This is a genomic window from Pseudomonas sputi (assembly GCF_021603585.1).
Lineage (GTDB): Bacteria > Pseudomonadota > Gammaproteobacteria > Pseudomonadales > Pseudomonadaceae > Aquipseudomonas > Aquipseudomonas sputi.
Window position 1 is genome coordinate 68165 of the sequence record NZ_BQHI01000010.1, and the last position, 23909, is coordinate 92073.

31 protein-coding genes and 1 tRNA gene are annotated in these 23909 nt (G+C 59.2%); 18 read left to right on the plus strand and 14 right to left on the minus strand.

Going from position 1 to position 23909, the window contains the following annotated elements; translation table 11 throughout:
* Nucleotides 1–8: 8 nt before the first annotated feature.
* The 10 genes from L6D81_RS16035 (at nt 9) to L6D81_RS16080 (ending at nt 5862) form a co-directional block, all read left to right on the plus strand.
* Nucleotides 9–701, plus strand: coding sequence for a pseudouridine synthase (locus L6D81_RS16035; RefSeq protein ID WP_236180916.1), 693 nt, complete (start codon nt 9–11; stop codon nt 699–701).
* Between the two features lie 316 nt (nt 702–1017).
* Complete coding sequence (locus L6D81_RS16040; protein WP_236180918.1) at nt 1018–1902, plus strand: alpha/beta fold hydrolase; 885 nt, start codon at nt 1018–1020, stop codon at nt 1900–1902.
* A 170-nt stretch (nt 1903–2072) separates the two neighbouring features.
* A tRNA-Gly gene (locus tag L6D81_RS16045) sits at nt 2073–2146 on the plus strand.
* A 341-nt stretch (nt 2147–2487) separates the two neighbouring features.
* Nucleotides 2488–3222, plus strand: a complete 735-nt coding sequence (locus tag L6D81_RS16050) for a zeta toxin family protein (RefSeq protein WP_236181087.1) — start codon at nt 2488–2490, stop codon at nt 3220–3222.
* Nucleotides 3210–3377 (plus strand): hypothetical protein, encoded by a 168-nt coding sequence (locus L6D81_RS16055; RefSeq protein ID WP_236180920.1) that lies wholly within the window; start codon nt 3210–3212, stop codon nt 3375–3377. Before L6D81_RS16050 ends, L6D81_RS16055 begins: the two co-directional genes overlap by 13 nt.
* 348 nt (nt 3378–3725) lie before the next feature.
* Nucleotides 3726–4136 carry a PaaI family thioesterase gene (locus tag L6D81_RS16060; protein WP_039772722.1) on the plus strand — a complete coding sequence of 137 codons (411 nt, stop codon included), beginning with the start codon at nt 3726–3728 and terminating at the stop codon, nt 4134–4136.
* Nucleotides 4137–4358: 222 nt separating this feature from the next.
* The gene (locus L6D81_RS16065) at nt 4359–4538 is read left to right on the plus strand and encodes a type II toxin-antitoxin system HicA family toxin (protein ID WP_007957952.1); all 180 of its coding nucleotides are present in this window, start codon (nt 4359–4361) and stop codon (nt 4536–4538) included.
* Between the two features lie 36 nt (nt 4539–4574).
* Entirely contained in the window at nt 4575–4982 is a 408-nt protein-coding gene (locus L6D81_RS16070) for a type II toxin-antitoxin system HicB family antitoxin (RefSeq protein WP_236180923.1), read from the plus strand.
* 218 nt (nt 4983–5200) lie between these two features.
* The gene (locus L6D81_RS16075; protein ID WP_085683209.1) at nt 5201–5503 is read left to right on the plus strand and encodes a type II toxin-antitoxin system HigB family toxin; all 303 of its coding nucleotides are present in this window, start codon (nt 5201–5203) and stop codon (nt 5501–5503) included.
* Nucleotides 5503–5862 (plus strand): helix-turn-helix domain-containing protein, encoded by a 360-nt coding sequence (locus tag L6D81_RS16080; RefSeq protein ID WP_085683210.1) that lies wholly within the window; start codon nt 5503–5505, stop codon nt 5860–5862. Before L6D81_RS16075 ends, L6D81_RS16080 begins: the two co-directional genes overlap by 1 nt.
* Before the next feature lie 80 nt (nt 5863–5942).
* Here the strand turns inward: L6D81_RS16080 and L6D81_RS16085 are convergent, their stop codons facing one another.
* Nucleotides 5943–6311, minus strand: coding sequence for a DUF6124 family protein (locus L6D81_RS16085; RefSeq protein WP_236180925.1), 369 nt, complete (start codon nt 6309–6311; stop codon nt 5943–5945).
* Between the two features lie 520 nt (nt 6312–6831).
* On the opposite strand from L6D81_RS16085, the gene L6D81_RS16090 reads away from it, so the two are divergent.
* Nucleotides 6832–7560 (plus strand): class I SAM-dependent methyltransferase, encoded by a 729-nt coding sequence (locus tag L6D81_RS16090; protein ID WP_236180927.1) that lies wholly within the window; start codon nt 6832–6834, stop codon nt 7558–7560.
* 40 nt (nt 7561–7600) lie between these two features.
* On the opposite strand, the gene tam is transcribed toward L6D81_RS16090, so the two are convergent.
* Nucleotides 7601–8371: a trans-aconitate 2-methyltransferase gene (gene tam / locus L6D81_RS16095; RefSeq protein ID WP_236180929.1), complete on the minus strand. Its 771-nt coding sequence runs from the start codon at nt 8369–8371 to the stop codon at nt 7601–7603.
* A gap of 211 nt (nt 8372–8582) precedes the next feature.
* On the opposite strand from tam, the gene L6D81_RS16100 reads away from it, so the two are divergent.
* Nucleotides 8583–8993, plus strand: coding sequence for a low affinity iron permease family protein (locus L6D81_RS16100; RefSeq protein ID WP_236180931.1), 411 nt, complete (start codon nt 8583–8585; stop codon nt 8991–8993).
* Nucleotides 8994–9042: 49 nt separating this feature from the next.
* On the opposite strand, the gene L6D81_RS16105 is transcribed toward L6D81_RS16100, so the two are convergent.
* The 8 genes from L6D81_RS16105 to L6D81_RS16140 form a co-directional block, all read right to left on the minus strand.
* On the minus strand, nt 9043–9546 hold the full coding sequence (locus L6D81_RS16105; protein WP_236180934.1) for a DUF4142 domain-containing protein: 504 nt from the start codon (nt 9544–9546) through the stop codon (nt 9043–9045).
* A gap of 75 nt (nt 9547–9621) precedes the next feature.
* Nucleotides 9622–9777 carry a KGG domain-containing protein gene (locus L6D81_RS16110; RefSeq protein ID WP_077045875.1) on the minus strand — a complete coding sequence of 52 codons (156 nt, stop codon included), beginning with the start codon at nt 9775–9777 and terminating at the stop codon, nt 9622–9624.
* 118 nt (nt 9778–9895) lie between these two features.
* The gene (locus L6D81_RS16115) at nt 9896–11245 is read right to left on the minus strand and encodes a sensor domain-containing protein (RefSeq protein ID WP_236180944.1); all 1350 of its coding nucleotides are present in this window, start codon (nt 11243–11245) and stop codon (nt 9896–9898) included.
* 77 nt (nt 11246–11322) lie between these two features.
* The gene (locus L6D81_RS16120) at nt 11323–11961 is read right to left on the minus strand and encodes a LysE family translocator (protein WP_236180946.1); all 639 of its coding nucleotides are present in this window, start codon (nt 11959–11961) and stop codon (nt 11323–11325) included.
* A gap of 60 nt (nt 11962–12021) precedes the next feature.
* Nucleotides 12022–12438 carry a fosfomycin resistance glutathione transferase gene (fos, locus tag L6D81_RS16125; protein ID WP_236180948.1) on the minus strand — a complete coding sequence of 139 codons (417 nt, stop codon included), beginning with the start codon at nt 12436–12438 and terminating at the stop codon, nt 12022–12024.
* A 3-nt stretch (nt 12439–12441) separates the two neighbouring features.
* Complete coding sequence (locus L6D81_RS16130) at nt 12442–13158, minus strand: PA3715 family protein (protein ID WP_236180950.1); 717 nt, start codon at nt 13156–13158, stop codon at nt 12442–12444.
* A 35-nt stretch (nt 13159–13193) separates the two neighbouring features.
* The gene (locus L6D81_RS16135) at nt 13194–13931 is read right to left on the minus strand and encodes a PA3715 family protein (RefSeq protein WP_236180952.1); all 738 of its coding nucleotides are present in this window, start codon (nt 13929–13931) and stop codon (nt 13194–13196) included.
* Between the two features lie 20 nt (nt 13932–13951).
* The gene (locus L6D81_RS16140) at nt 13952–14863 is read right to left on the minus strand and encodes a LysR family transcriptional regulator (protein ID WP_236180954.1); all 912 of its coding nucleotides are present in this window, start codon (nt 14861–14863) and stop codon (nt 13952–13954) included.
* Between the two features lie 78 nt (nt 14864–14941).
* Between L6D81_RS16140 and L6D81_RS16145 the strand changes: the two genes are divergently transcribed.
* The 3 genes from L6D81_RS16145 (at nt 14942) to L6D81_RS16155 (ending at nt 18059) form a co-directional block, all read left to right on the plus strand.
* A complete protein-coding gene (locus tag L6D81_RS16145) occupies nt 14942–15430 on the plus strand; it encodes a DMT family transporter (RefSeq protein WP_236180956.1) in 489 nt (162 codons plus the stop codon).
* Nucleotides 15431–15639: 209 nt separating this feature from the next.
* Complete coding sequence (locus tag L6D81_RS16150; protein ID WP_236180957.1) at nt 15640–16875, plus strand: aminotransferase class I/II-fold pyridoxal phosphate-dependent enzyme; 1236 nt, start codon at nt 15640–15642, stop codon at nt 16873–16875.
* A 17-nt stretch (nt 16876–16892) separates the two neighbouring features.
* On the plus strand, nt 16893–18059 hold the full coding sequence (locus L6D81_RS16155; RefSeq protein ID WP_236180960.1) for an MFS transporter: 1167 nt from the start codon (nt 16893–16895) through the stop codon (nt 18057–18059).
* Here the strand turns inward: L6D81_RS16155 and yiaY are convergent.
* Complete coding sequence (gene yiaY, locus L6D81_RS16160) at nt 18056–19204, minus strand: L-threonine dehydrogenase (RefSeq protein ID WP_236180962.1); 1149 nt, start codon at nt 19202–19204, stop codon at nt 18056–18058. The two genes, L6D81_RS16155 and yiaY, sit on opposite strands and share 4 nt — an antisense overlap.
* 156 nt (nt 19205–19360) lie before the next feature.
* Between yiaY and L6D81_RS16165 the strand changes: the two genes are divergently transcribed.
* Entirely contained in the window at nt 19361–20380 is a 1020-nt protein-coding gene (locus L6D81_RS16165) for a DUF4917 family protein (protein WP_236180964.1), read from the plus strand.
* Here the strand turns inward: L6D81_RS16165 and L6D81_RS16170 are convergent, their stop codons facing one another.
* Nucleotides 20381–20923, minus strand: coding sequence for a helix-turn-helix domain-containing protein (locus L6D81_RS16170; RefSeq protein WP_236180966.1), 543 nt, complete (start codon nt 20921–20923; stop codon nt 20381–20383).
* A 108-nt stretch (nt 20924–21031) separates the two neighbouring features.
* Between L6D81_RS16170 and L6D81_RS16175 the strand changes: the two genes are divergently transcribed.
* Both L6D81_RS16175 and L6D81_RS16180 read left to right on the plus strand, forming a co-directional pair.
* Entirely contained in the window at nt 21032–21814 is a 783-nt protein-coding gene (locus L6D81_RS16175) for an aldolase (RefSeq protein WP_236180968.1), read from the plus strand.
* Between the two features lie 26 nt (nt 21815–21840).
* Nucleotides 21841–22722 (plus strand): dihydrodipicolinate synthase family protein, encoded by an 882-nt coding sequence (locus L6D81_RS16180; protein ID WP_236180971.1) that lies wholly within the window; start codon nt 21841–21843, stop codon nt 22720–22722.
* 72 nt (nt 22723–22794) lie between these two features.
* On the opposite strand, the gene L6D81_RS16185 is transcribed toward L6D81_RS16180, so the two are convergent.
* Nucleotides 22795–23139, minus strand: a complete 345-nt coding sequence (locus tag L6D81_RS16185) for a YegP family protein (protein WP_236180973.1) — start codon at nt 23137–23139, stop codon at nt 22795–22797.
* 22 nt (nt 23140–23161) lie between these two features.
* Nucleotides 23162–23743, minus strand: a complete 582-nt coding sequence (locus L6D81_RS16190) for a DJ-1/PfpI family protein (RefSeq protein ID WP_236180975.1) — start codon at nt 23741–23743, stop codon at nt 23162–23164.
* Nucleotides 23744–23909 lie beyond the last annotated feature (166 nt).

Below are 23909 nucleotides of genomic sequence, written 5' to 3' on the forward strand. Positions count from 1 at the left end.
TGCTGATCATGCGTGTCGACCGTTTCCTCAGTAACCTGCCCCGCTACAACCGTCAGCAGGTTCGCCTGTTGCTGGTGGAAAAGCGCGTGCGCATTGACGGAAAAGTCGTCAGCGACCCCCACAGCGACGTCCTGGCATTCAGCCGCGTCGAAGTTGACGACGAAGTGCTGCAACCCGGCAAAGAGGCGCGCTACTTCATGCTGTACAAACCGCAGGGCTGCGTCAGCGCCACCCGCGATCCCGAGCACTCGACCGTGCTCGACCTGATCCATGAGCCGGACAAGGATGACCTGCACATCGCCGGGCGTCTGGATTTCAACACCACCGGGCTGATGCTGATCACCAACGACGGCAGCTGGTCGCGGCGCCTGACCCAGCCGCAGACCAAACTGCCGAAGGTCTATTACGTCGAGACCGAACAGGACATCGGCCCGGAATATGCGGTCAAGTTCGCTGAAGGGATCTACTTCGCCTTCGAAGACCTGACCACCCAACCGGCGCAACTGCAAGTGCTTGGCCCGCGAATCGCGCGGCTGAGCATCGTCGAAGGTCGTTACCATCAGGTGAAGCGCATGTTCGGCCACTTCAACAATAAAGTACTGCGCCTGCACCGCGAATCCATGGGCCCACTGCCACTGGATCACGCGCTAAAACCGGGCGAGTACCGTGCTTTGCGCACCGAAGAGATTCATTTGTTCTGAGCAGCCGACCGCTCAGCAGAAGTTGTCGAACAATTTACCAACGGCACTTGCGCGATCCGGATCCCCCTGCTTGAATCAGGTCGTCGGCCAAATTGTGACCGATGAGTCACACATAACATCCAAGAAACTTTTTGTCGGTAGACAGCCCATCAGGGCTGCGCCTCAGCCGACAGACTGCCCGCCAATAACAACACCCGTCGACCTGCCGTACCGGATCGACATGGGCCACAAAATTCCAGGCATATGCCTACCTGTCACAAAGCTCGTGCAATCTCATTTGCGCGCATACCCGCTTGCTTGCCAGGAGTCTTATGACATGAGGCCAGAAATCGCTGTGCTGGATATACAGGGTCAGTATCGGGTTTACACGGAGTTCTATCGCGCAGACGCCGCAGAAAAGACCATCATCCTGGTCAACGGCTCGATGGCCACGACTGCGTCGTTTGCACAAACCGTGAAAAATCTGCACCCGCAATTCAACGTGGTCTGCTACGACCAGCCCTACGCGGGCAAGTCGAAAGTCCACAACCGCCACGAGAAACATCTGACGAAAGAAGTTGAAGGTCTGATCCTGCTGGAGCTGATCGACCACTTCGCCGCCGAGCACGTTCTGTCGTTCTCCTGGGGTGGCGCCGCGACCCTGGTTGCCCTCGCCCGTCAGCCTCGGCGGATCGAAAAAGCCGTGATCAGCTCGTTCTCGCCAGTAATCAACGCGCACATGCTTGATTACCTCGAACGCGGCGTCGAATGCCTCGGCAAACGCGACGGCGATCGGGTCGGGCACCTCGTCAACGACACCATCGGCAAACACTTGCCGTCGCTGTTCAAGCGCTTCAACTATCGCCACGTCAGCAGCCTGGCCGAGCACGAATACGGGCAGATGCATTTTCACATCAACGACGTGCTGCACAGCGACCGCCAGTGCTATCTGAACGCGGCGAAGAAAATCAACGTACCGGTGCTGTTCCTGAACGGCGAATGGGACGAATACACCGCCGCCGAAGACGCCCGACTGTTCGGCAACCATGTCGCGCAGAGCACCTTCACCACCCTGCAGGCCACCGGGCACTTCCTCGACATGGAACACAAATCAGCCTGCCGTGACAGCCAGAACGCCCTGCTCGGTTTCCTGAAACCGGCGCAACAGGCCAGCCGAACGCGTTACCAGTTTGTCCAGGATCACCATGCATTGGCCATTTGAAACAGTGTCGTCGCGAGCAAGCCTGCGAGGCTGAGATTAAGCCGTTCCCCAACCCGCAGCGCTTGCCCGCGAATGACCGATTTCGGCTCTGTTTCAGGACTTTGCGTAGTTCGTGTGCAAAGAAAACTTCAAATCCGTGGCCGAGTCTGGTACAAAGTCAGCCGCTCTGAGCGGGTGTCGTATAATGGCATTACTCCAGCTTCCCAAGCTGATAACGAGGGTTCGATTCCCTTCACCCGCTCCAATCGAATTTATATCCTGCGTCGTGGTTTGACGGGGGATGAAAAAAACCGGCCTTGATGGCCGGTTTTTTTGTGTCTGCGTTTTGAGGTCAACTGCTTGTTCGGCAAAGAACAATTCAGAAACACACCGTTGATTGCAGATACGGTATCCCTCTCTACTCTTCATTCTCTCCAGCAACAAGAAACACAGTTTGCTCAAAGGAATGGTCCATAAGTACGATTTCCCATCAAGATTTTGACCGATTGGAAACCACTACACTGCGGTAAATCCAGAGCGCAAACCGTAAATGGCCTTTCAATCGAAGAGGGTTCACATCCAGTGCAAGAAGACAAAAGGCTTGGAATGACGGATGAAGAACAGGCCATCTGGGACGATGCGATCAGGTTCGCACGATCAAACAAGAAGGCTATTGGCAAGCGACTCACGGATCAGACCCGGTATCCGCCCGAAAAAGAGCCTGTTTCAGTTTTCATGGCTGGATCGCCGGGCGCTGGCAAGACAGAGGCATCATTAGCCCTGCTGAACCTTTTCTCTGATACGCCGATCCTGCGAATCGATCCAGACGACCTCAGAAACGAATTTGAAGCCTATCAAGGTGGCAATGCCTGGCTTTTCCAAGGCGCCGTTTCAATTCTGGTAGGGAAGCTGATTGATCTTGCCCTGGATCGAAAACAATCTTTCCTGCTCGACGGGACGCTTTCGAATATAGAAATCGCAAGGAACAATGTGCGGCGTTGCCTGGACAAGGGAAGATTTGTACAAATTCTCTATGTCTATCAAGACCCCAGGCTTGCCTGGTCCTTTGTCAAGGCTCGTGAGGAAGCCGAAGGACGTAGGATTCGACCGGAGCATTTCGTCGACCAATATTTTGCAGCACGTGACGTGGTAAATACGCTTAAGCTAGAGTTTGGCAAGGATCTTCATGTCGATCTGCTTGTGAAGCACATTGATAATTCTGGCCGTCTCTACAAGGCTGGCGTTGACAAGATCGACTACCATATCCCAGAGAAGCATACGAGACACGACCTGATGGCCATGCTTGGGATAAATGACGGAGCAACCCCATGTTTTCCATGAAACTCGGATCCACAAAGGAGTCCACGAGTCCATTCGCAGACTTCATTCGTAATGCGAAATCGGAAGAAAAAAAGCGCGTTTACAGTGAAGTGCTGACCGAAGCCACCAAAAAACAGAATGAAGTGATGCTGGCTGTACGTGAAAAGCAAGCCTGATTACGTTAGTGGATTCCAAAATTGCCCGGCCAAGTGCCGGGCTTTTTCATTCTGCCGTTGATGTTCTTTACGTGCTCTGGTGTACATCTGACACTGTTCCAACCGGCCTTCGAGCGATTACGCCTCATGTCAAAGGTGGTGCCAAAGGCAATCTTGCAGTGAGGCTTTGTGGTTCAGCACGAACCATGGGGGCTGCTGCCCCTACTGCTCATTCGTGATCAGCTTATCGCTGCAAATTCCCCATACGTATGATCCTTCTCCGACGGCGAAATCAGGATTAAACCCTCATAAGCAACGCTCCGTATCCAGGCTAAAGAAGCTGGTAACCAACCGGCAGAGGGATCGACCATGAACGACACGGCTATTCCCGAGGGCTTCACTCCGCTGACCCGCAGCAGTCCGCTGCTCGACTTGCTTGGCCCGATCTATACCAGAGGCAGTGGCTTGCAACTTGAAATCGGTCTGCGGACAGACTCACGACATGCCAATGGACGGGGCACGTTGCATGGCGGTGTATTGGCGACGTTGGCGGATGTCGGCATGGGGTACGCCATGGCATTCTCCAGCGACCCTCCCCTGCCATTGATCACGGCGAGTATGACCCTGGACTATCTCAGCGCGGTGCAGATCAATGAGTGGCTCGAGGTACGCGTTGAGCACTCCAAAAAAGGACGGCAACTGGCGTTTGCCACCGTCGGGTTGCATGTCGGTGATCGAATGGTTGCCCGTGCCAGCGCGGTGTTCGCTGTGCCGCAGTAGTACCCACCCGAATCCAACCGGTCTTGATGACCGGTTTTTTGTGCCCGTTTCATTTCGCAGCAACGGCCCGCAATACACTCCCCATCCCGCTGAAGTATCCCCGCCTAGACTTCTTCGTGACCACCGCCCCCATCAAAGGACGATGACCGCTCGGTGGTTATAGTGTTGATCGATAAAAAATCGTGGGTATAGTACCCACCAAGCACACCACAGGGAGGTGTTGTGAATAGCCGTTTTCTAATTGGCCAGCTCGTCGCAGACGGTTGGTATCTGGTGCGGGTCAGGGGCAGTCATCATCATTTCAAGCATCCGACCAAACCTGGTCTGGTCACAGTGCCTCACCCGAAGAAGGATCTGCTCAAGAAAACGGCCATCAGTATTTTGCAGCAGGCGCTGCTTTGACTTATCAGGTCAATTGCGCCGTGGAGGACGACACACATGCTTTACCCGATCGCGATTTCAGTGGGTGATGAAGGACATGCCTGGGGAGTGGAGGTGCCGGATATTCCGGGCTGCTTCTCTGCTGGAGATGATCTGGATGAAGCCATGGCAATGGCCCGCGAAGCCATCGAAGGCCATTTCGAGATACTGGCCGAAGACGGCTCGCCTATCCCGCCAGCCAACAAGGTCACGCTGCATGCTGCCAACCCTAAATACGCCGGCTGCACTTGGGCGGTGGTGGATATCGATGTGACCAAATACCTGGGCAAAGCTCAGAAACTCAACATCACATTGCCCGGCTATTTACTCAACCGCATTGATGAATACGTATTGCACCATCCGGAAGAGAAAAGCCGCTCCGGATTCCTGGCCTCGGCGGCGCTCAAGGTTTTGCAACAACGTTGAAAGTGAATTGAGAAACCGGTCCTGATGACCGGTTTTTTAATGTCTATCTTTGATGGAACCTCAGGCCGTCACTCCTTGATAAATAATTCAGATCACATGCTTCAACGTGTGCCCCTACGCTTACGACAAAGCGACTCACCCGCTTTGCTCAATGGATATCAGAGATTGCATCTCTGTTAGGCGAAGACTAATATCTCCCAAAACGGGAGGAGGCATGGATGCGGATAATTGCAAGAGCAACCTTACGGGAATTTTGGGAGAGCAACCCGGCTCATCTTGATTCCCAGACCCCGCTGGTTGAATGGTATCGCCATATGGAAAAGGCACTCTACCGCACGCCACAAGAGATCAAGGCCGAGCTCAGAACAGCCAGCATCCTCAAGGGTGCAAGGGTTGTCTTCAATATCGGTGGCAACAAATATCGAGTGATTCTGGCAATTGATTACCAGCGGCAGCTTGGCTTCATCCGGTTCGTCGGCACCCATGCCCAATATGACCAGATCAACGCGGAGACCGTGTAATGAACATCAAGCCAATTCGCAGCCCGGAAGACCTGACTGCGGCGTTGACACGAGTGGAACAGCTCTGGGGAGCCGAAGTCGGCTCGACTGAAGGTGATGAACTGGAAATCCTCGTGCTACTCATCGAGAAGTACGAAGAAGAACATTACCCAATACCGCCGTCTGATCCGATTGAGGCGATTAAATTTCGCATGGAACAGCAAGGCCTGACTCCTCGTGACCTGGAGCCTTTCATTGGCACCAGCGGACGCGTGTCAGAAGTACTGAACCGCAAACGAAAATTAAGCCTGTCGATGATTAAACGTCTGCACGATGGATTGCGAATTCCTTATGAAAGTTTGCTTTCGGGCGTTTCTTGACAGAAAACATCCAGGGATACGGGAATGAAAAAACCGGTCGCGATGACCGGTTTTTTTATGCCTGCCAGAACAGCTGCAATTCAGTCCTTCACCTCAACATGATCCAGCGCCTGATTCACCGCCAATTCCCCCAGCATCACCAACTGCGCAATGCCTATCGCGGTTCTGCGGTGGGCGGGGTCGAGGGTGGCGGCGAAATTGTTGAGCATCTCGGAGGCCGAGCCCAGTGATTCGCTGGCGTTGGCCAGCAGGGATTCGGTGTCGTACGCCGGGTTGGCGAAGTACATCGGGTCGGGCTGGTTGTTCGTGCCCATGACATGGGCGCCGGGGCGGAGGTAATGATCGAGGGCGCGGTTGGCGGCGTCGTTGAGTTTTCTGCAGTCGATCGAGACGTACGGGGACGTTGGGTCGGTTTCGACTTCAGGGGGATTAGGTGTTGGCTTGAACATGATTTCATCTCTCAAAGCAAAGGTTTGAGCTGATCCACTCGGTTCCACGCGAGAGGAGGCAGCTGTACGCGGGTTGGAACCCGGGGAGAGACAACCCGACAGACACAAAGGTCTCCCGCGCACAGCCGCCATAACTGAGTGCACACATTCAAGGTGCGCAGCATACGTCATGAACAACGCTTGTGCGTCGTCAACTCTACTCGGGGTTCCAATCCCGATCGCCGATTCATCAGCGACCCTCACAGGCTAGAGCCCGCCCTTCCGACGGACAACCTGAAAACCATGTGGGAAGGTTCAGTAAACAGAGCCAACGCTTTAAACATCTCGTATCGAAAAACCACGTTTACAGATCCCCAACACTCCGCCAGTTCTCACATTCGCCACGACCCGCTAGCATTTCCCCATCGCCCACCACCCTCCCCCTGCGCGGCCATCGACGAATACGCGCCATCACGTTTCGAGGGATTCAAAACCGTGGCCTGCGAGCCACCCAAATCAAATTCAAAAGAGCAGCAAACCCATGACCCAGAACATCTACGACGACCCCGAGTTTTTCCACGGCTACAGCCAGATGAACCGCTCCATCGGCGGCCTCGATGCCGCGCCGGAATGGCCGGCGCTGAAAGCCTTGTTGCCCTCCCTGCACGGTTTGCAGGTGGTGGATCTGGGCTGCGGCTATGGCTGGTTCTGCCGCTGGGCCAGCGAACACGGCGCTGCCCAAGTGCTGGGTCTGGATGTCTCGGAGAAAATGCTCGAGCGAGCGAAAGAAACCACCTCAGCTGCAAACATCCGCTACGAACGCGCCGACCTGGAACACCTCGACTTGCCTGCGTGCACTTACGATCTGGCCTACAGCTCACTGGCCCTGCACTACATCAAGGATCTTTCGGGGCTGTTTAACAAGCTGCATGCGGCGCTTAAACCCGGCGCGCACTTTGTGTTTTCCATCGAGCACCCGATCTTCATGGCGCCGCGCAATCCGGGCTGGCTGATCGACAGCGAGGGCAACAAGCGCTGGCCGCTGGACAGTTATCAGAGGGAAGGCGAACGGGTGACCAACTGGCTCGCCGATGGTGTGATCAAGCAGCACCGCACGGTCGGGACGCTGCTTAATGCATTGATCGACGCCGGGTTCACGATTCAACACGTCAATGAATGGGGCCCGAGTGACGCGGAAGTGGCCGCGCAACCGGCCCTCGCTGAAGAGCGTGAGCGCCCGATGATGATGCTGGTCGCCGTACAGCGCTGACCGCAAAAGAAAGGGCCGATCAAATCGGCCCTTTTTCATTTCAACGTGTGGCGACAATGAACAACCGCGGAAACGGCAACAACACCGAACCATCCGCCAGCGCCGGATAAGCCTTCGCGACCTCCGCCAGATACTGCGCCAGATAGTCCGCCCGCTCGGCCTCAGTCAGCGGACTGAGGAACGGAATCAAACCGCTGCCCTTGAACCACTCGACAACGCCTGAAGCCCCGCCCGTCAATTGATGGTGATAGGTGGTGCGCCACACATCGACCCGTGCGCAATGCGGCCGCAACATCGAGAAATAGGCACTGGCATCCGCCATCTCGGTCCGCTGCCCCGCCGCGCCCGACAGTTTGCTGGCCCACGGCCCGTTGGCAGCCACTTCACGCATCAACCGATGGGACGGCTCGTTGAGATTGTCCGGCATCTGGATCGCCAGACTGCCACCCTGCGTCAACTTGCCCGCCAGTGTCGGCAGCAACGTGGCGTGATCCGGCACCCACTGCAAAACCGCGTTGGCGAAGATCACATCGAACGGCCCCGCATCCGCCCATTTATCGATGTCCGCCACCTCGAACTGCAACTGCGGCAGACGCTTGCGCGCGGCATCGATCATGTCCGGCGAACTGTCGAGCCCCTGCACTTTCGCCCCCGGAAACCGCTCCACCAACAACTCGGTCGAGTTGCCCGGACCACACCCGATATCCACCACGGAACGCGCCTCGGCCGTAGGGATCGCCGCCAGCAGGTCGCGGGCCGGGCGGGTGCGTTCATCTTCGAAAGTGACGTATTGCTTGGCGGACCAGGTCATTGCGTTCTCCTGTCTTGGACGTATTGGCGAAGCGGGGAAAAGCGGCTGCCATCACGATACAGCGATCATGTTGACCTGCCTTCCCCTACGTACGTCCGATATCGCCAGGATTACAGGCGTCGTCCGTGCCCACCGGAACAGAAAACTGTCAGTAGAATTTTCACACCACCCCCGATGTCTGAATTTCAAGCGCCCCACAAGGAACACAGCCATGAAATTCGCAAAGATCTCCCAGACGCTCGCCCTCTGGGCCGGCAGCCCCAAGACGTTCATGGCGGCGCTGATTCTGATCGGGCTCTGGGGGTTGAGCGGGCCGATTTTCGATTACAACGATACCTGGCAACTGATCATCAACACCTCGACCACGATCATCACGTTCCTGATGGTGTTCCTGATTCAGAACACCCAGAACCGCGACACCGACATCCTGCATTTGAAACTCGATGAACTGCTGCGGGTGAACAAGGAGGCGCAGAACGCGATGCTCGGGCTGGAGTCGCTGGATCTCAAGCAGCTGGAAGCGTTGCGTCGGCATTACCGGGCGATGGGGGAGAATGAGGTGTTTGACCTGCAAGGTCTGGGGGACAAGAGCAAGCCGAAGCAGGATCTGAATGAATGCTGACAGGCAAAAAAAACGGCGCTAAAAAAGCGCCGTTTTCATTGCTGCGGATTCAGCGACTGGCCTGAAGGGCCCGGGCCATTTCCAGATGACTCTGCAATTTCGGCAGGGTCTCGTCGGCAAACGCCTTGATCTCGGGCACGTCAGTGGTCTGGGCCTCCTGCTGGATCTGCTGAATGGCCTCTTCCGTGGCTTTGACCTGGCTGGCGGCGTAGGCCTGATCGAAGCTGGCGCCCTCTTTGACTTCGGGCATCAGCGCTTTGGCCTTGTCGGCGACTTCTTCGCGGGGCGCCACCGGCAGGTCCAGTTTCTTGGCAATTTTCGCCAGATGCTGGTTGGCGGTGGTGCGGTCGTTGATGACGACGATGGTGTAATCCTTGACCTCTTTGGACTCGGCCTTGCTGTGCGCCAGACGACTGGCTTCGATGTCGGCCATGCCTTTGGCCGAGGCCTCATTGATGAAATCGGCGGGCGACTGGGCAAACGCGCTGCTGGCGAACAACCCCAGCAGGCTGACAAAACTGATGTGGCGTACTCGGGTGGCCATGCGGTTCATGATCGCGCCCTCCTTCTCTCAAAATTCAAGCGGGAGCTTGCGCCCCCGCCTCTCAATCAAAACAACCTTCGCCGACTACTTCGATTTCTGAGCAGGCTTGCGGCCCATGTCGGTTTTAGGCTCTTTGTCGACCGTCGTGGTGGTGGTTTTCCCACCTTTGCGACCGGCTTCAGACGCCTTCGTTCGATCGTTGGCGAAGTTTCCCGAGTTCGAGTTTCTTGAGTTAGGCATGATTCTCTACCTCTTGGCATTGACCGTAAGCGAGCAGGTGCCCGCCTAGATTGAGAATTTCCTGACTGCCAAAGGTTTAGAAAAGTTGCCGCCGCCGCGACGAACGGTGACCCGCCGATCAGCGGTCCAGCCTCTTATGATTCTGCCGTTTGGCGGCGTACATCACCTGGTCGGCGTGACGAAACAGTTGCTGTTCCTCATCGCCATGCTCGGGATAGCGGGCCACGCCGATGCTCGGTTCGATGTGCAGGTTGTGCCCGTCCAGGCGCAGGGGTTGCACCAGTACCTGTCGGATTTTTTCCGCCACGCTGTCGGCATCTTCGGCGGCATGGACGCTGTGCAACAGCACCACGAACTCGTCGCCGCCGATCCGCGCCACGGTGTCGGTCTCGCGCACGCAGCCCTTGAGCCGGTTGGCCACCGCCTGCAACAGCATGTCGCCGACCGTGTGTCCGAAGGTGTCGTTGACCTGCTTGAAACGGTCCAGATCGACGTAAAGCAGCGCCATGTGCCCGGACCGCTCCCGGGCGCAGGTCAGCGCAGCCTTGAGGCGTTCACGCAGCAATTCGCGGTTGGGCAACTGGGTCAGTTGATCGTATTGCGCCATGCGTCGCAGGCGGGCGTGCAGTTGTTGGCGCTCGATGGCGGTGGCGACCTGGGCGCAGACGTATTGCAGCAATTCCTTGTCGCGTTCGGTGTAGCGCTCGCCGCCGGGCAGGCTTTTGACGATCAGCGCGCCAATGGTGCGGTCTTTCGAGCTCAGCGGTACGCCGAGCCAGCACGGCGATTGTTGCCCCGCCACCAGCGCAGCGAACTCCGGCGGCGCGTGGGGGCAATCCGGGGTCAGGAGGATTGGCTGGCCGCTGCGAATCACTTGCGCGCACAGGCGTCCGGTGACAGTGCCGGGTTGCTCTGGTTGCAACTCGTCATCGTCGACGTGATAGGGGAAATTCAGCTGCGCGCAATGCTCGTCGTACAGCGCCACGGAGAAATTCAGCGCCGGCAGCCACTCGCCGATGATCAGGTGAATGCGCTTGAACAGCGCCAGCAGATCCTCCGCCGCGTGCGCCGCTTCGGAGATGGCGTACAGCGCCGCCTGACGCGACTCGGCCAATTTGCGCTCGGTGATGTCCCGGGCGACGGCGATGCGCAGTTGGTCGACTTCCGACCAGCGCGCCGACCACAGGATATGCACGACGCTGCCATCCTTGCGCACGTAGCGGTTTTCGAAATTGTGCTTGGGCTCGCCGCCCATGATGTCGCTGGCGGCGGCCAGGGTGCGCTCCCGGTCGGCCGGGTAGACGTAGTCGATCATCGACTGGCCGATCAGTTCGTCAGGCGTGTAGCCGAGAATCCGCTCGCAGGCCGCGCTGACAAAAACGAAACGGCCCTGCTTGTCCACGGCACAGACGGCGTCCAGCAACAGATCGATGTAACTCGCCAACGGCGTGGAATTTCGGCTTTCCATGGTTCAGAAAAGGTGTCCGGACAATGCAGCACTGTTCAACCATCCGTGACCTCGAACTCGCATCCCAGCGAATGTTTTCAAGCCTTGTTCGGCATCAACCCCGGCAGCGCATGCGCCAGCGCGTTGATGGCAAAACCGATGAACATGATCCCGCACAACCGGGTGATCGCCAGTTCATGGCGCTGGTACAGCGTACGCACCTGCCGCGCCCCGACGATGCCAATGAGGATAGCGTAGGCGAGCAATCCGCCGAGGAAACTCAAGGCGATCAGCATCGGCAGCATCGACCAGTTGAGCAGTTCGGCGCGGCTCGACAGCAATGCGGTGAATGTGGCCACCGCCACCGGGTAGGCCTTGGGGTTGGTCAGGCCAAACAGGATGCCGTGCCAGAACGGCTGACGCGCTGCGCCCTGCGGCTGCTCGCCGTTGCTGCGCTTGGCCCGCACCGCACGCCAGCCGAGCCAGAACAGGTACAGGCCGCTGAGTACGCCGAGCACATCGAATGCGGTGCTGCCGATTTCCCGGGCGCCGACAATCGCGATCAGCGCGGTGCTGCACCAGATCACATCCCCCAGCAGGTGCCCGCACAGAAACCCCGCCCCGGCCCGCCGCCCTCGCGCGGCGCCGATGCCGAACACCGCCAGCACGCCCGGCCCCGGCGTGATGCCGTAGATGAACCCCGAAGCCAGCACGGCCATTAGCAACGATGGAGTCATGGAAAACCTGCAAGTCCCGGAAAACGTGGCCGCCAGTCTATCCCAGCGTCCGGCGAATGTTCACGGCTCGTTGAAAAAACCCATGCCCGCGTAGGTTTTTTGCCGACACGCGGCCAGTCGCGAGGCCAGATCGCCGACATGGGCCTCGAGTTTATGACCGTCCGGGTCGAGGAAGTAGAACGACGCACCTTCGCTGCGGTTGTCGCGCCATTCCTGCACGTTGGCGGCACGAAGCTGCTGTACGAACAGTGGAAAATCCTCAGCGCCAATGCTGAAGGCGTAGTGGGTGTAGTCGGCGGCGGGGTCGGGATGGCGCTTCGGATCAAGGGACAGGCATAACCACAGGCCCGGAAGCGACAGGTAGGCTCCGGCGTCCCAGGTGGCCTCGACTCGCAGCTTCAGGATGTCGCGGTAGAACGCGAGGCTGCGGTCCAGGTCGGTGACGGCGAGGGTCAGGTGGTTGAGGCCGGTGAGCATCGGTCAGTAACCTCTGAGGTCTTCGGGGACGGTGTATTGCTTGCCGTCGTAGGTCAGGGTGATTTGGGTTTTCTTCAGTGGGGAATCCTGGGAAACGCATTCCTTACCGGCCTTGACGGTTTTCATCGCCGTGCCGCTTGAGGTGATGATCAGGTCGGAATAGCCATTGTGGCTGGTCGGGCCGATTTCCAAGGTTCGGCGGATTTGCTGACCTTCACCTTCGCATTCATCCATCCACTCACCATGGTTCTTGTAGACCACCAGACCTTCCAGTACCGGGCGCAGTTTGCCACCTTCACGCACATACAGCGCCAGATCGGTTTTTTCGTATGGATTGGCGCGGGAGCTGTGCTCGAACTTCGAACGCAAACCAAAGGCACGGACATCCGGAGCCAGCCTGTAGCGGGCAGTGTCGATCACCAGATCGTCGAACCGGATGGCATCAGAGTTGTAGGCCCCGGGTTTGGAGTAAGTGGCAATCGGTTTGGCGTTGGTGCTGTTCAGCACCGCCAGATCCAGATCAAACACGCCCGCATCGTCATTACCGGCATCCGGTACATAAGTGGACTTGAGGGCAATCACCTGCTCCTTGAACGCCGGCCATGGTTTGCAGCGCGAGAGCGATTGGTCGTCATGCTTCTTTGTTACGCAGGCCGGTTGCGCCTGGGCGGTGATCGCGAAAAAGCTGAGGGCGATGAAAAGTCGGGTTGGGGTGAGCATTGTTCTTCCTTGATAAAAGTCGCGTTGGTTCTGTATCACTCGATCGCCTGGAAACCTTTAGGCAAGACGTAGGATTTTCCGTCGTAGCGAAGGGTCGTCAACACCGGGCTGCCGACACTGGTTTTATCTTCGCAGGCATCCCCCTCTCCCACACTAGTCGTATCTGTTTGCTGGGTTTTGACAATCAGATCCGCATAGCCGTGAGAGCTGGTTTTAGCGATTTCGACTGTCCTCGAAATCTCGAAACGCTGGCTATCGCAATTGCCATCCCATTCGCCGCCATACTCATAAACAACCAACTGACGCAGGACCGGGCGTAACTTTTCGCCCTCTCTCACGTAGAGCGAGAGTTGAGTTTCATCCACCGGAGTAAGACGAGATCCGTTTGAAAGCCGCACTCGGACACCAAACGCTCGAAGGTCAGAAGTGAGCTTGTAACGGGCAGTATCAAGAGTCAGCTCATACACCGCCACACCATTTTGCTCAAACGCAGCGGCTTGGTGATAGGTAGCAAGTGGATCTGTTTTGCCGTCCTGAAAAACTGACAAGTCGAAGTCATAGATGCCGTTCGAGTCGACATCACCCGGCGTAGGTTTACGCTTGAACAGAGCCTTGGCGCCAATAGTCAACCCCGGATACGCCGGCCATTCCTTGCATACGGAATAGTCCAGCTCTCCCGTCACCGGCGCAGGCACACAATCAGCCAACACCTGCCCCGCCATCATCGCCCCACACAGCGCCACCCAACCAACGACCCCAGACTTCAATGTCACGCCCCGCTCCTTGATGTTTTTCAGCCGCGCACTATCCCCTGCTCAATCCGCCGATTCAACCAGTTCAACGCCTGATCCCCGCCCCGCCGCTTGTGCCATGCCGACACAAACGTGAACGGCGCAATTTCAAACGGCGGCGGCACGACGATCAGCGATTCGTCATCCACCTCGTTCAACGCCCGCGAAGCGACGGTCAGGATCAGATCCGTGCCGCTGATGAACCGCGGCGCGACGCTCCAGTGCGGCAGGCTGATGGCGACGCGGCGGCGTTCGCGAAGAGCGGTCAGGGTGCGTTCGATTTCCGGGGTGCCGCTGCCGCGCATTTCCAGCAAGACATGGGGACGGGAGAGATAGGTTGGCAGGTCGAGCTGGCCGTCTTCCGGCAGGCTCTGGCGATCCAGGAGGCAGACGTAGCGCTCCTCGAACAGCGGCGAGCTGCGCAATTCGCCGGGCAATTCCGGGAGTACGCCGGCGGCGAGGTCGATGTCGCCGTTGAGCAAACCTTCGACCATGCCTTCGCGGCTGGCGTGGCTGATTTGCAGATCGATGCCCGGCGCTTCCTTGCGTAGCGTGCGAATCAGGCCAGGCAGAATGATCGCCGCGCCGTAGTCCGACATCGCAAGCCGAAAGGTCCGTCGGGCGCTGGCCGGATCAAAGGTGTTCGGCGCCAGCAGCGATTGCACCTGGGCCAGGGTTTCGGCCAGCGGCGCCGCCAGTTCCAGCGCCCGAGCGGTGGGGACCAATCCCGAACCGGCCCGCACCAGCAGCGGATCGCCGAGCAAGTCACGCAGACGCGCCAACGCGTGGCTGACCGCCGGTTGACTCAGGTGCAGGCGCTCAGCGGCGCGGGTCACGTGTTGTTCGCCGAGCAAGGCGTCGAGGATCACCAGCAGGTTGAGGTCGATGCGGCGCAGATCATTCATTCGATGCATGTTCCGAATACCAAAACAGAATTTAAATCTGCGCGACGAATACCCTAGAGTCCAGCAAAACCTTGCCGGAGAACGATCATGGGAACGATGCAGTGGGTCGGTTTGCTGCTGTTGGCGGTATTTGCCGGGGCGGTGGTGCCGTTTCAGAGTGCGATCAATATCAATCTGGCGCGGGGGTTGGGGCATCCGCTGTGGGCGACGTTCACCTCGCTGGTGGTGAGCGTGCTGGTGTTGTTGCCGGTGATTGTCGTCTTGCGCTTGCCACTGCCGTCGCCGTCCCTTCTCGGCAAATTGCCGCTGTGGATGTGGACCGGCGGGGCGTTCGGGGTGTGCTTCGTGGCCTTGGCGGTGGTGTTGCTGCCGAAACTGGGGGCTTCGGGATTTCTGGCGCTGGCCCTGGCCGGGCAAATGTTCACGTCAATCGTGCTGGATCACTTCGGCCTGTTCGGGCTGGTGGAGAAGCATCTGACATTGCCGCGCGTATTCGGCGCGGTGCTATTGATGGCGGGGGTGGTGCTGATCCAGTTCTCCCCGGCGCTGGAGAAGAGCGCCAGAGCCGTCGGATAAGGGTTCAAGCGTAGGCACTCCAGCGCCGGGTTTGTCGGTTTTTTCATCGCCTCACAGGCCGGCAGGGTTTCGCCCTACAAGCAAATCTCCAACAGCCCTCAATGCTATCGGACACAGCCGATTCTGAGCCTGTGTAGCTCTCTGTAAAGTCTGGCAACACACACAAATTGAAACACCCCATGGATTGCCACGCTCAAGGAGAGCTGCCTTTGAATCATCTGCCGGAATCCGCCCACTTCTTCTCCAATTACCGCAAAGTCATCGCACTGGCGGACCACGATTGGGAAGCCGCCGAAGCTGGAAAAATTGCCGCCCTCAACGTCGAGGTCAAAGGCTGCAATCGCTTGCTCGATCAGCACGGGCGCCAGCTCCATCATTTTTGCACCACGTCCTATCTGGGCCTCGACCACCACCCTGCCCTGCTGGAAGGCGCCATCGCGGCGCTGCGTGAAACCGGGACACTGCGCGTTGCCAACTCGAAAAACCGCTGCAAGCTGGCGCTGCTCGCTCAATACGAAAACGAGCTGTCGCAATTGTTTGGCGCGGTGTGCCTGAGCAGTCTGTCCTGCAGCGCCGCGAGCGCTGGCATCCTGCCGTTGCTGGCCAGTGGCGTGTTTACACACAACCGTCCCCCAGTGATGGTGTTCGATCGCCTGGCCCACTATTCGATGCATCACCTGAAAGCCAGTTGCGCCGACGAAACCCAGGTACTGACCTGCCCTCACAACGACATGGATTTTCTCGAATCGGTGTGCCAGCGTCACTCCACCGTCGCCTATGTCGCCGACGGTGCCTACAGCATGGGTGGCGTGGCCAATCTGGACGGTCTTCTGTATCTGAAGGAGCGTTACGGCCTGTTTCTTTATCTCGATGACTCCCATGCGTTGTCGGCGGTCGGCAGCAACGGCGCCGGTCTGGTACGGCCAAGAATGCCGGCGCTGGAAGAGGACTGCCTGATCGTCGCCTCACTGGCCAAATCGTTCGGGGCCAGCGGCGGGCTGGTGATGCTCGGGAATGAGCGGCAGAGGAAGTTGATCCAGCGTTACGGCAGGCCGAGCAACTGGTCGCAAAGCCTCAATTGCGCGGCCATTGGTGCCGGCCTCGCGTCGATCCAGCTGCATCGCAGTGCAGAATTGAAGGCCTTGCAGGTTCGGCTCCAGGCCAATATTCGCCTGTTCGACAGCCTGTTGAGCACCGAACAGCACAGCAGCCCCATGGCCATCCGCTTGATCCACTGCGGCGAGGCCACTCTGGCCACCCGAATCGCGATTGAACTGGCCGAGCACGGTTTTTTCACGAGCGCGGTGTTTTTCCCGGTGGTCGCCCAAGGCAAAGCCGCGATCCGCGTTACCCTGCGCGCCGACATGGAATCGACCCTGATCCACCACTTCTGTGATTTGATCACCGGATTGTTACTGACTCACAGCGGCCATCGCGACCGCTGAACCTTCACGGACGCCTCATGAACCCCAGCCTCATCCTGCTCATCACCTGCTCCACCGTGTTCCTCGCCCAACTGGGCATGAGCATTTACTTGCCGGCACTGCCACAGATCGCCGGGCATTTGCAGGTCGATGCACCGCAGGTGGCCTGGGGTTTGTCGCTGTACCTGGTCGGCATGGCGCTGCCGATGCTGCTGTGGGGCAGTCTGGCCCAGCGCATCGGGCGCAAACCGGTGCTGCTGGCGGCGCTGGGGATTTATGGCCTGGCGAATCTGGCACTGCCGCTGGGCTCGACACTGGAGTCGTTTCTGCTGCTGCGACTGGTTCAGGGGATCGGCGCCAGCGGCATTTCGGTGATGGCGCGGGTGTTGATCCGTGACAGCTTCCGGGGCGATCTGCTGGCGAAGGCGCTGTCGTGGATTTCGATTTCGTTCGTTGTCGCGCTCGGGATCGGGCAATACGCCGGCTCACTCATTCAGGTGACGCTGGGCTGGCAGGCGATCTTTTATCTGCTGGGTGCGGTCAGCCTGTCGATGGCCGCGATGGTCTCGCGCCTGAATTTTCCGCAACTCGTCGAAGCGCCCGCAACCGCTTCGCCCTGGGCGGTCTACCGAACGATTCTGCTCCATCGGGCGTTTCTTCTGCCGGCGCTCGCGGGCGGTCTGGGGTATGGCGTGATCATCGCGTTCAACAGCGCTGCACCGTTGATTCTGCAAGGCCCGTTCAATTGGTCGACGACCGACTACGGGCTGCTGGGCTGGCCGATCAGTGCGGCGTATTTTCTGGGGGCGCTGGCGGTCAATCGCTTTGTCCTGCGCACCGGTCAACAGCGGTTGATGGCAATGGGGGTTGGGCTGGTGATGGCCGGCAGTGGGCTGATGCTGGCGGGCAGCCTGTTGGCCAGCTCGGTTGCCTGGCTGCTTTGGCTGCCTTATTGCGTTGCCGTGTTCGGCCAGTCGCTGAACTATCCGATCAGCCTGTCACGGGCCAACGATGGCGCGCCGATTGCCGGCGCCTACGCGATGGCCCTGAGCGGGTTCATCCACCAGTTGATGGCGGCGCTGATCGGCGCCGTGGCCAGCCTGCTCGCCAGCCCGCAAGCGTGGCCACTGTCGTCGCTGTGCTGCGTTCTGGCGTTGGGCGCGCTGCTCTGCACGAGAGGCACGCCCGTTCGCCTGTCCGCTTAAAACGCGCTGCGGAAAATCTCCTCGATCTGCCGCTGATCCGCTGCGCGCGGATTGGTGAAGCCGCAGGCGTCTTTCAGGGCGTTGGCGGCGAGCACCGGGATGTCGGTGCACTTGGCGCCCAGATCACGCAGCCCACCGGGAATCTCGACGTCCCTGGCCAGGCAGCGAATCGCATCAATCGCGGCTTTTGCGCCCTCCTCCGGACTGAAGCCACGAACGTCGGCGCCCATGGCATGGGCCACGTCGGTCAGACGATCGGCGCAGACCTGCGCGTTGAACGTCTGTACATGGGGCAGCAGCACTGCGTTGCACACCCCGTGAGGCAGATCATAGAAACCGCCCAACTGGTGCGCCATCGCATGCACGTACCCAAGGGAGGCATTGTTGAACGCCATGCCCGCGAGGAACTGCGCATACGCCATGTTTTCCCGTGCGGCCAGGTCGCTGCCGTCGCGCACGGCCAGGCGCAGGTTGTTGCTGATCAGGGTCATCGCCTTCAGCGCACAGGCATCGGTGATCGGGTTGGCGGCTGTGGAAACGTAGGCTTCGATGGCGTGGGTCAGCGCGTCCATGCCAGTGGCGGCGGTCAGGCCTTTCGGCATTGCGACCATCAGCGCCGGGTCGTTGACCGACAGCAGCGGCGTGACGTTGCGATCGACGATGGCCATTTTCACGTGACGGGTTTCGTCGGTGATGATGCAGAACCGGGTCATCTCGCTGGCGGTGCCGGCGGTGGTGTTGATGGCGATCAGCGGCAATTGGGGTTTGGTCGATTGATCGACGCCTTCGTAATCGCGGATCTGCCCGCCGTTGGTGGCGCACAACGCGATGCCCTTGGCGCAGTCGTGGGGCGAGCCGCCGCCGAGGGACACGACGAAGTCGCAGCGACTCTCCTTGAGCAGCGCCAGGCCTGACTCGACGTTGGCAATGCTCGGGTTGGGCCTGGCGCCATCGAAGATCACCGAATCAATGTCCTGCATCGCCAGTTTCTCGGCAATCATCGTCGCCACACCGGCCTTCGCCAGCCCGGCATCGGTGACGATCAACGCCTTGCGAAAACCGTAGTTGCGAATTGCATTCATGGCGTCGTCCAGGCAGCCGCTGCCCATGATGTTGACTGCTGGAATGAAAAAGGTGCTGCTCATGGCGCATCTCCTGACAGGGACCGAGTCGAGTTCTGCGATTCGGCGGGGTGCACACAGGATCGACCGATCGGTCACCGCGGATGTTGATCTGGCTCAATGCCCGCTCGTGATAAAGTCGCCGTCCATCTGCCCCTTAGTTTTGAGACGTGCCCTGCAATGACCGATTTTCTGGATGTCGACGCCACCCTCGAAGACTGGACCGCGTTGCGCGCCACCACCGACTTCAGCGGCCTGCTGCTGGGCAACGGCGCCAGTCGTGCGGTGTGGGACGATTTCGGCTACGACTCGCTGTTCGAAAACGCCCGTACGGTGGAAGAAAAACCGTTGAGCCCGTCGGAGCTGAGCGTGTTCGACGCCCTGCAAACGCGCAGTTTCGAGCAGGTGCTCGGCGCACTGAAAACCACCAGTCGGGTCAACAAGGCGCTGGCCGTCAGCTCGGCCGCGCCGCGCAACCGCTACTACGCGATCAAGGAAGCGCTGATCAACACCGTGCACGCGGTGCACATCCCGTGGCGGCTGATCGAAGCCTCGACTTTGGCGACCCTGAACAGCGAACTGGCGCGTTATCGCACGGTGTTCACCACCAATTACGATTTGCTCAATTACTGGGCGCTGCAACATCAGGGCGAGGCGATCGATGACCTGTTCAACGGCCCCGACGCCAGTTTCGATCTGTGCGAAAGCCACACTGAAAAACCGCGTCTGCTGTACCTGCACGGCGGCCTGCATCTGGTGCGCAACCAGGACGGCACCGCGCGCAAGCTGACCGCCACCGAGGGTACCCTGCTCGGCAGTTTCGCGATCAACAACACGATCAAGACGCTCGACGACGTGCCGCTGTTCGTCAACGAAGGGCCGAGCGCCGACAAACTCAAGACCATCCGCAGTTCGGATTATCTGTCGTTCTGCTACGACCAGTTACTCGGTCACGGCGACAACCTGTGCATCTTCGGCCACGCCCTCGGCGAGCAGGACAGCCACCTCGTGCGTGCCCTGCGCCTGGCGAAACCGAAGACCGTGGCGATCTCGATCTACCCGCGCAGCGCGGCGTTCATCCAGCACCAGAAGCGCCACTACGCCAAGGTGTTCGAGGGCACGGGCGTCGAGTTGCGTTTTTTTGATTCCAAGAGCCATGCGCTGGGCCATCCGAAGCTGTCGGTACCGGTCGAGGTCTGATCACTCCTCGCTGCTGTGCACCACCACCAGCAACTGCGCCTGCACCTCGCCCACTGAGCGGATGCGATGGGGTTTCTGCGCATTGAAGTGCAGCGCATCGCCCCGCTCCAGCAGCACCCGTTCGTTCCCGAAGTCCACTTCGACCCGGCCTTCGTGGACGAACAGAAACTCCTCGCCCAAGTGCTCCTTGAAGGTCTTGTCAGTGAATTCGCTCGGCGGGTAAATGATGAACGGCAACAGGCTGCGCTCGCTGACCTGATGGGCCAGCACCGCGTAGCCGGGGCTGTGATCGTTGGCTGCCAGCGACTGGCGCTCGTGGCTGCGCACCAGGCTGTAGCTGTCGAGGCTGACGTTGTCTTCAGAGAACAGCTCCTCGACTTTCACGTTCAGCGCCTTGGCCAGTTTCAGCGCGGCAGCAATCGACGGTGTGTTCAACCCGCGCTCGACCTTCGACAGGTAACTCTTGGTCATGCCGGATTTCTCGGCCAGTGCCTCAAGGGTTACGCCAAGTTTTTTTCTCAATAATTTCAAACGGATAGACATGCGAAGCGATTAATCCAGCAAAGGAAAGACGAGTTGTCCTTGCCAATGACACAAAGTGTCATATAGCCTCTAAAGTGTCATCCATGGCAACCACCACAGGACACGGATATGGCCAAGACATTAGCACTACCCAAAGACGAACTGGTCAAGCAAGCGCTGACCCAGATGCAAAAAAGCCTGGCGGATAATACGTGGACAAACCGGCAAAAGCTGGCCCTGACCTGCCGGATTCTGTTCGAGAACGGCCACGATTCGGGCCTCGCCGGGCAGATCACCGCCCGCGGCCCGCAGCCGGGCACTTACTACACTCAGCAATTGGGCCTGGGTTTCGATGAAATCACCGCGAGCAATCTGCTGCTGGTCAACGAAGACCTGGAAGTGCTCGAAGGCCACGGCATGGCCAACCCGGCCAACCGTTTCCACAGTTGGGTATACCGCGCCCGGCCGGACGTGAACTGCATCATCCACACCCACCCGACGCACATTGCCGCGCTGTCGATGCTGGAAGTGCCGCTGCAGATTTCCCACATGGACCTGTGCCCACTGTACGACGATTGCGCGTTCCTTGAAGGCTGGCCGGGTGTGCCGGTCGGTAACGAAGAAGGCGAACTGATTGCCGGCGCGCTGGGCGACAAACGGGCGATCCTGCTTTCCCACCACGGACAGCTGTCCACAGGGGCGACCATCGAGGAAGCCTGTGTCATCGCGCAACTGATCGAACGCGCGGCCAAGCTGCAACTGCTGGCAATGGCCGCCGGGACGATCAAACCGATCATCCCCGAACTCGGCCGCGAGGCCCATGACTGGGTCTCGAAACCCAAACGCCACGCCGCGGCCTTTAACTACTACGCCCGGCAGAACCTGCGTCAGCACGCCGATTGCCTGAACTGAACCTCTCATCCCTGCGGAGCACCCTCATGTCCAATATTCACGGCATCATCGGCTACACCATCACCCCGTTCGGCGCCAACGGCGAAGGCGTTGACCTGCCGGCCCTCGGCCGCTCCATCGACCGCCTGATCGCCGGCGGCGTCCACGCCATCGCGCCACTGGGCAGCACCGGCGAAGGCGCCTACCTGAGCGATGCGGAGTGGGATCAGGTCGCCGAGTTCAGCATCAAGCACGTCGCCAAACGTGTACCGACCGTGGTCAGCGTGTCCGACCTGACCACCGCCAAAGCGGTACGCCGCGCACGCTTTGCCGAAGCCCATGGCGCCGACGTGGTGATGGTGCTGCCGACCTCCTACTGGAAACTCACCGAGGCGGAAATCCTCGCCCACTACCGCGCCATCGGTGACAGCATCGGCGTGCCGATCATGCTCTACAACAACCCGGCCACCAGCGGCACCGACCTGTCGGTGGAATTGATCCTGCGCATCGTCAACGGCGTGGAAAACGTGACCATGGTCAAGGAGAGCACCGGTGACATCCAGCGCATGCACAAGCTGCAACTGCTCGGCGAAGGCCGGGTGCCGTTCTACAACGGCTGCAACCCGCTGGCGCTCGAAGCGTTCGCCGCCGGAGCCAAGGGCTGGTGCACGGCGGCGCCGAACCTGATCCCGCAACTCAACCTGGATTTGTACGAAGCCACGCTGGCCGGAGATCTCGACAAGGCGCGAGCACTGTTCTATCGCCAGTTGCCGCTGCTGGACTTCATTCTCAAGGGCGGCTTGCCGGCGACGATCAAGGCCGGTCTGCGCCTGACCGATCTGGAAGTCGGCGATCCGCGTTTGCCGGTGTCCCCGCTGAGCGAGGCCGGGCGTAACCAGTTGCAGGCCATTCTCAACACACTGAGCTGATTTCAGCCACGGCAAAAACCCTGTGGGATCGACGCACTGTCGGACCCACGGGGTTTTGGGCTGAAGGTGAATTCAAAGCACCGGCAGGGTTTTGTCCTTGATCACCTTGGAGGGCCCGTTGGCCTTGACGCTGGCGATGCCTTTGGCACATGCCGCGTCGGATGAATAGGATTCGCTGCTGCCGATGATCTGGTGATTGGCCGCCTTGAGGTTGAAATAGGGGTGACCGTCCTTCGTCGACTTCTTCTCGTAGCGCTCGTCCAGCGGGCTGTTCGCCTGCACCGAGGCGATGCCGTTTTCGGCGGCCGTGCGGGTGGTGTACAGCTCGCTGGTCAGAATGGTTTCGGCATTCGCCGCTTTCAGCACGAACTTGTACTGGCCGTTGCTGCTTTTGCTCAACTCATACCATCCGGACATGGTGTGTCTCCTTATCGATGTGTCACAGGGTGATTTTGGTTCCAAGCAACCCCAGGAAACCGGCCAGCCAGTTCGGGTGCGCCGACCAGGCGGGCGCGGTGGCCAGGTTGCCCTGGACATGGCCGTCCGTGACCGGGATGTCGATGTAGGTGCCGCCGGCCAGCCGCACTTCCGGGGCACAGGCCGGATAGGCGCTGCATTCACGGCCTTCGAGAATCCCCGCCGCTGCCAGCAGTTGCGCGCCATGGCAGACAGCGGCAATCGGCTTGCCGGCCTTGTCGAAGGCGCGCACCAGTTCCAGGACTTTTTCGTTCAGCCGCAGGTATTCCGGCGCACGCCCACCGGGCACCAGCAAGGCGTCGTAATCCTTGGCATCGACCTTGGCGAAATCGAAGTTCAGGGCAAACTGATGACCGGGTTTCTCGCTGTAGGTCTGATCGCCTTCAAAGTCATGGATCGCGGTACGCACAGTCTGGCCGGCGGCCTTGTCCGGGCAAACGGCGTGGACGGTGTGGCCCACCATCTGCAGGGCCTGGAACGGCACCATCACTTCGTAGTCTTCGACGTAATCGCCGACCAGCATCAGAATCTTTTTCGCGGCCATGGGCAGGGCTCCTCTGGTGAATGCGCAGGAATATTCACAGTAGCCCAAGGACCGCGATCGCGTTCGCAAACTGTATGGATAACTCTGCGCCCAGCTGTAACAGCCCGATTGCCGTGGTTTGTGGCTAGATGAAGGCACCTTCCTGTCACCTTCGAATCGAGTTGCC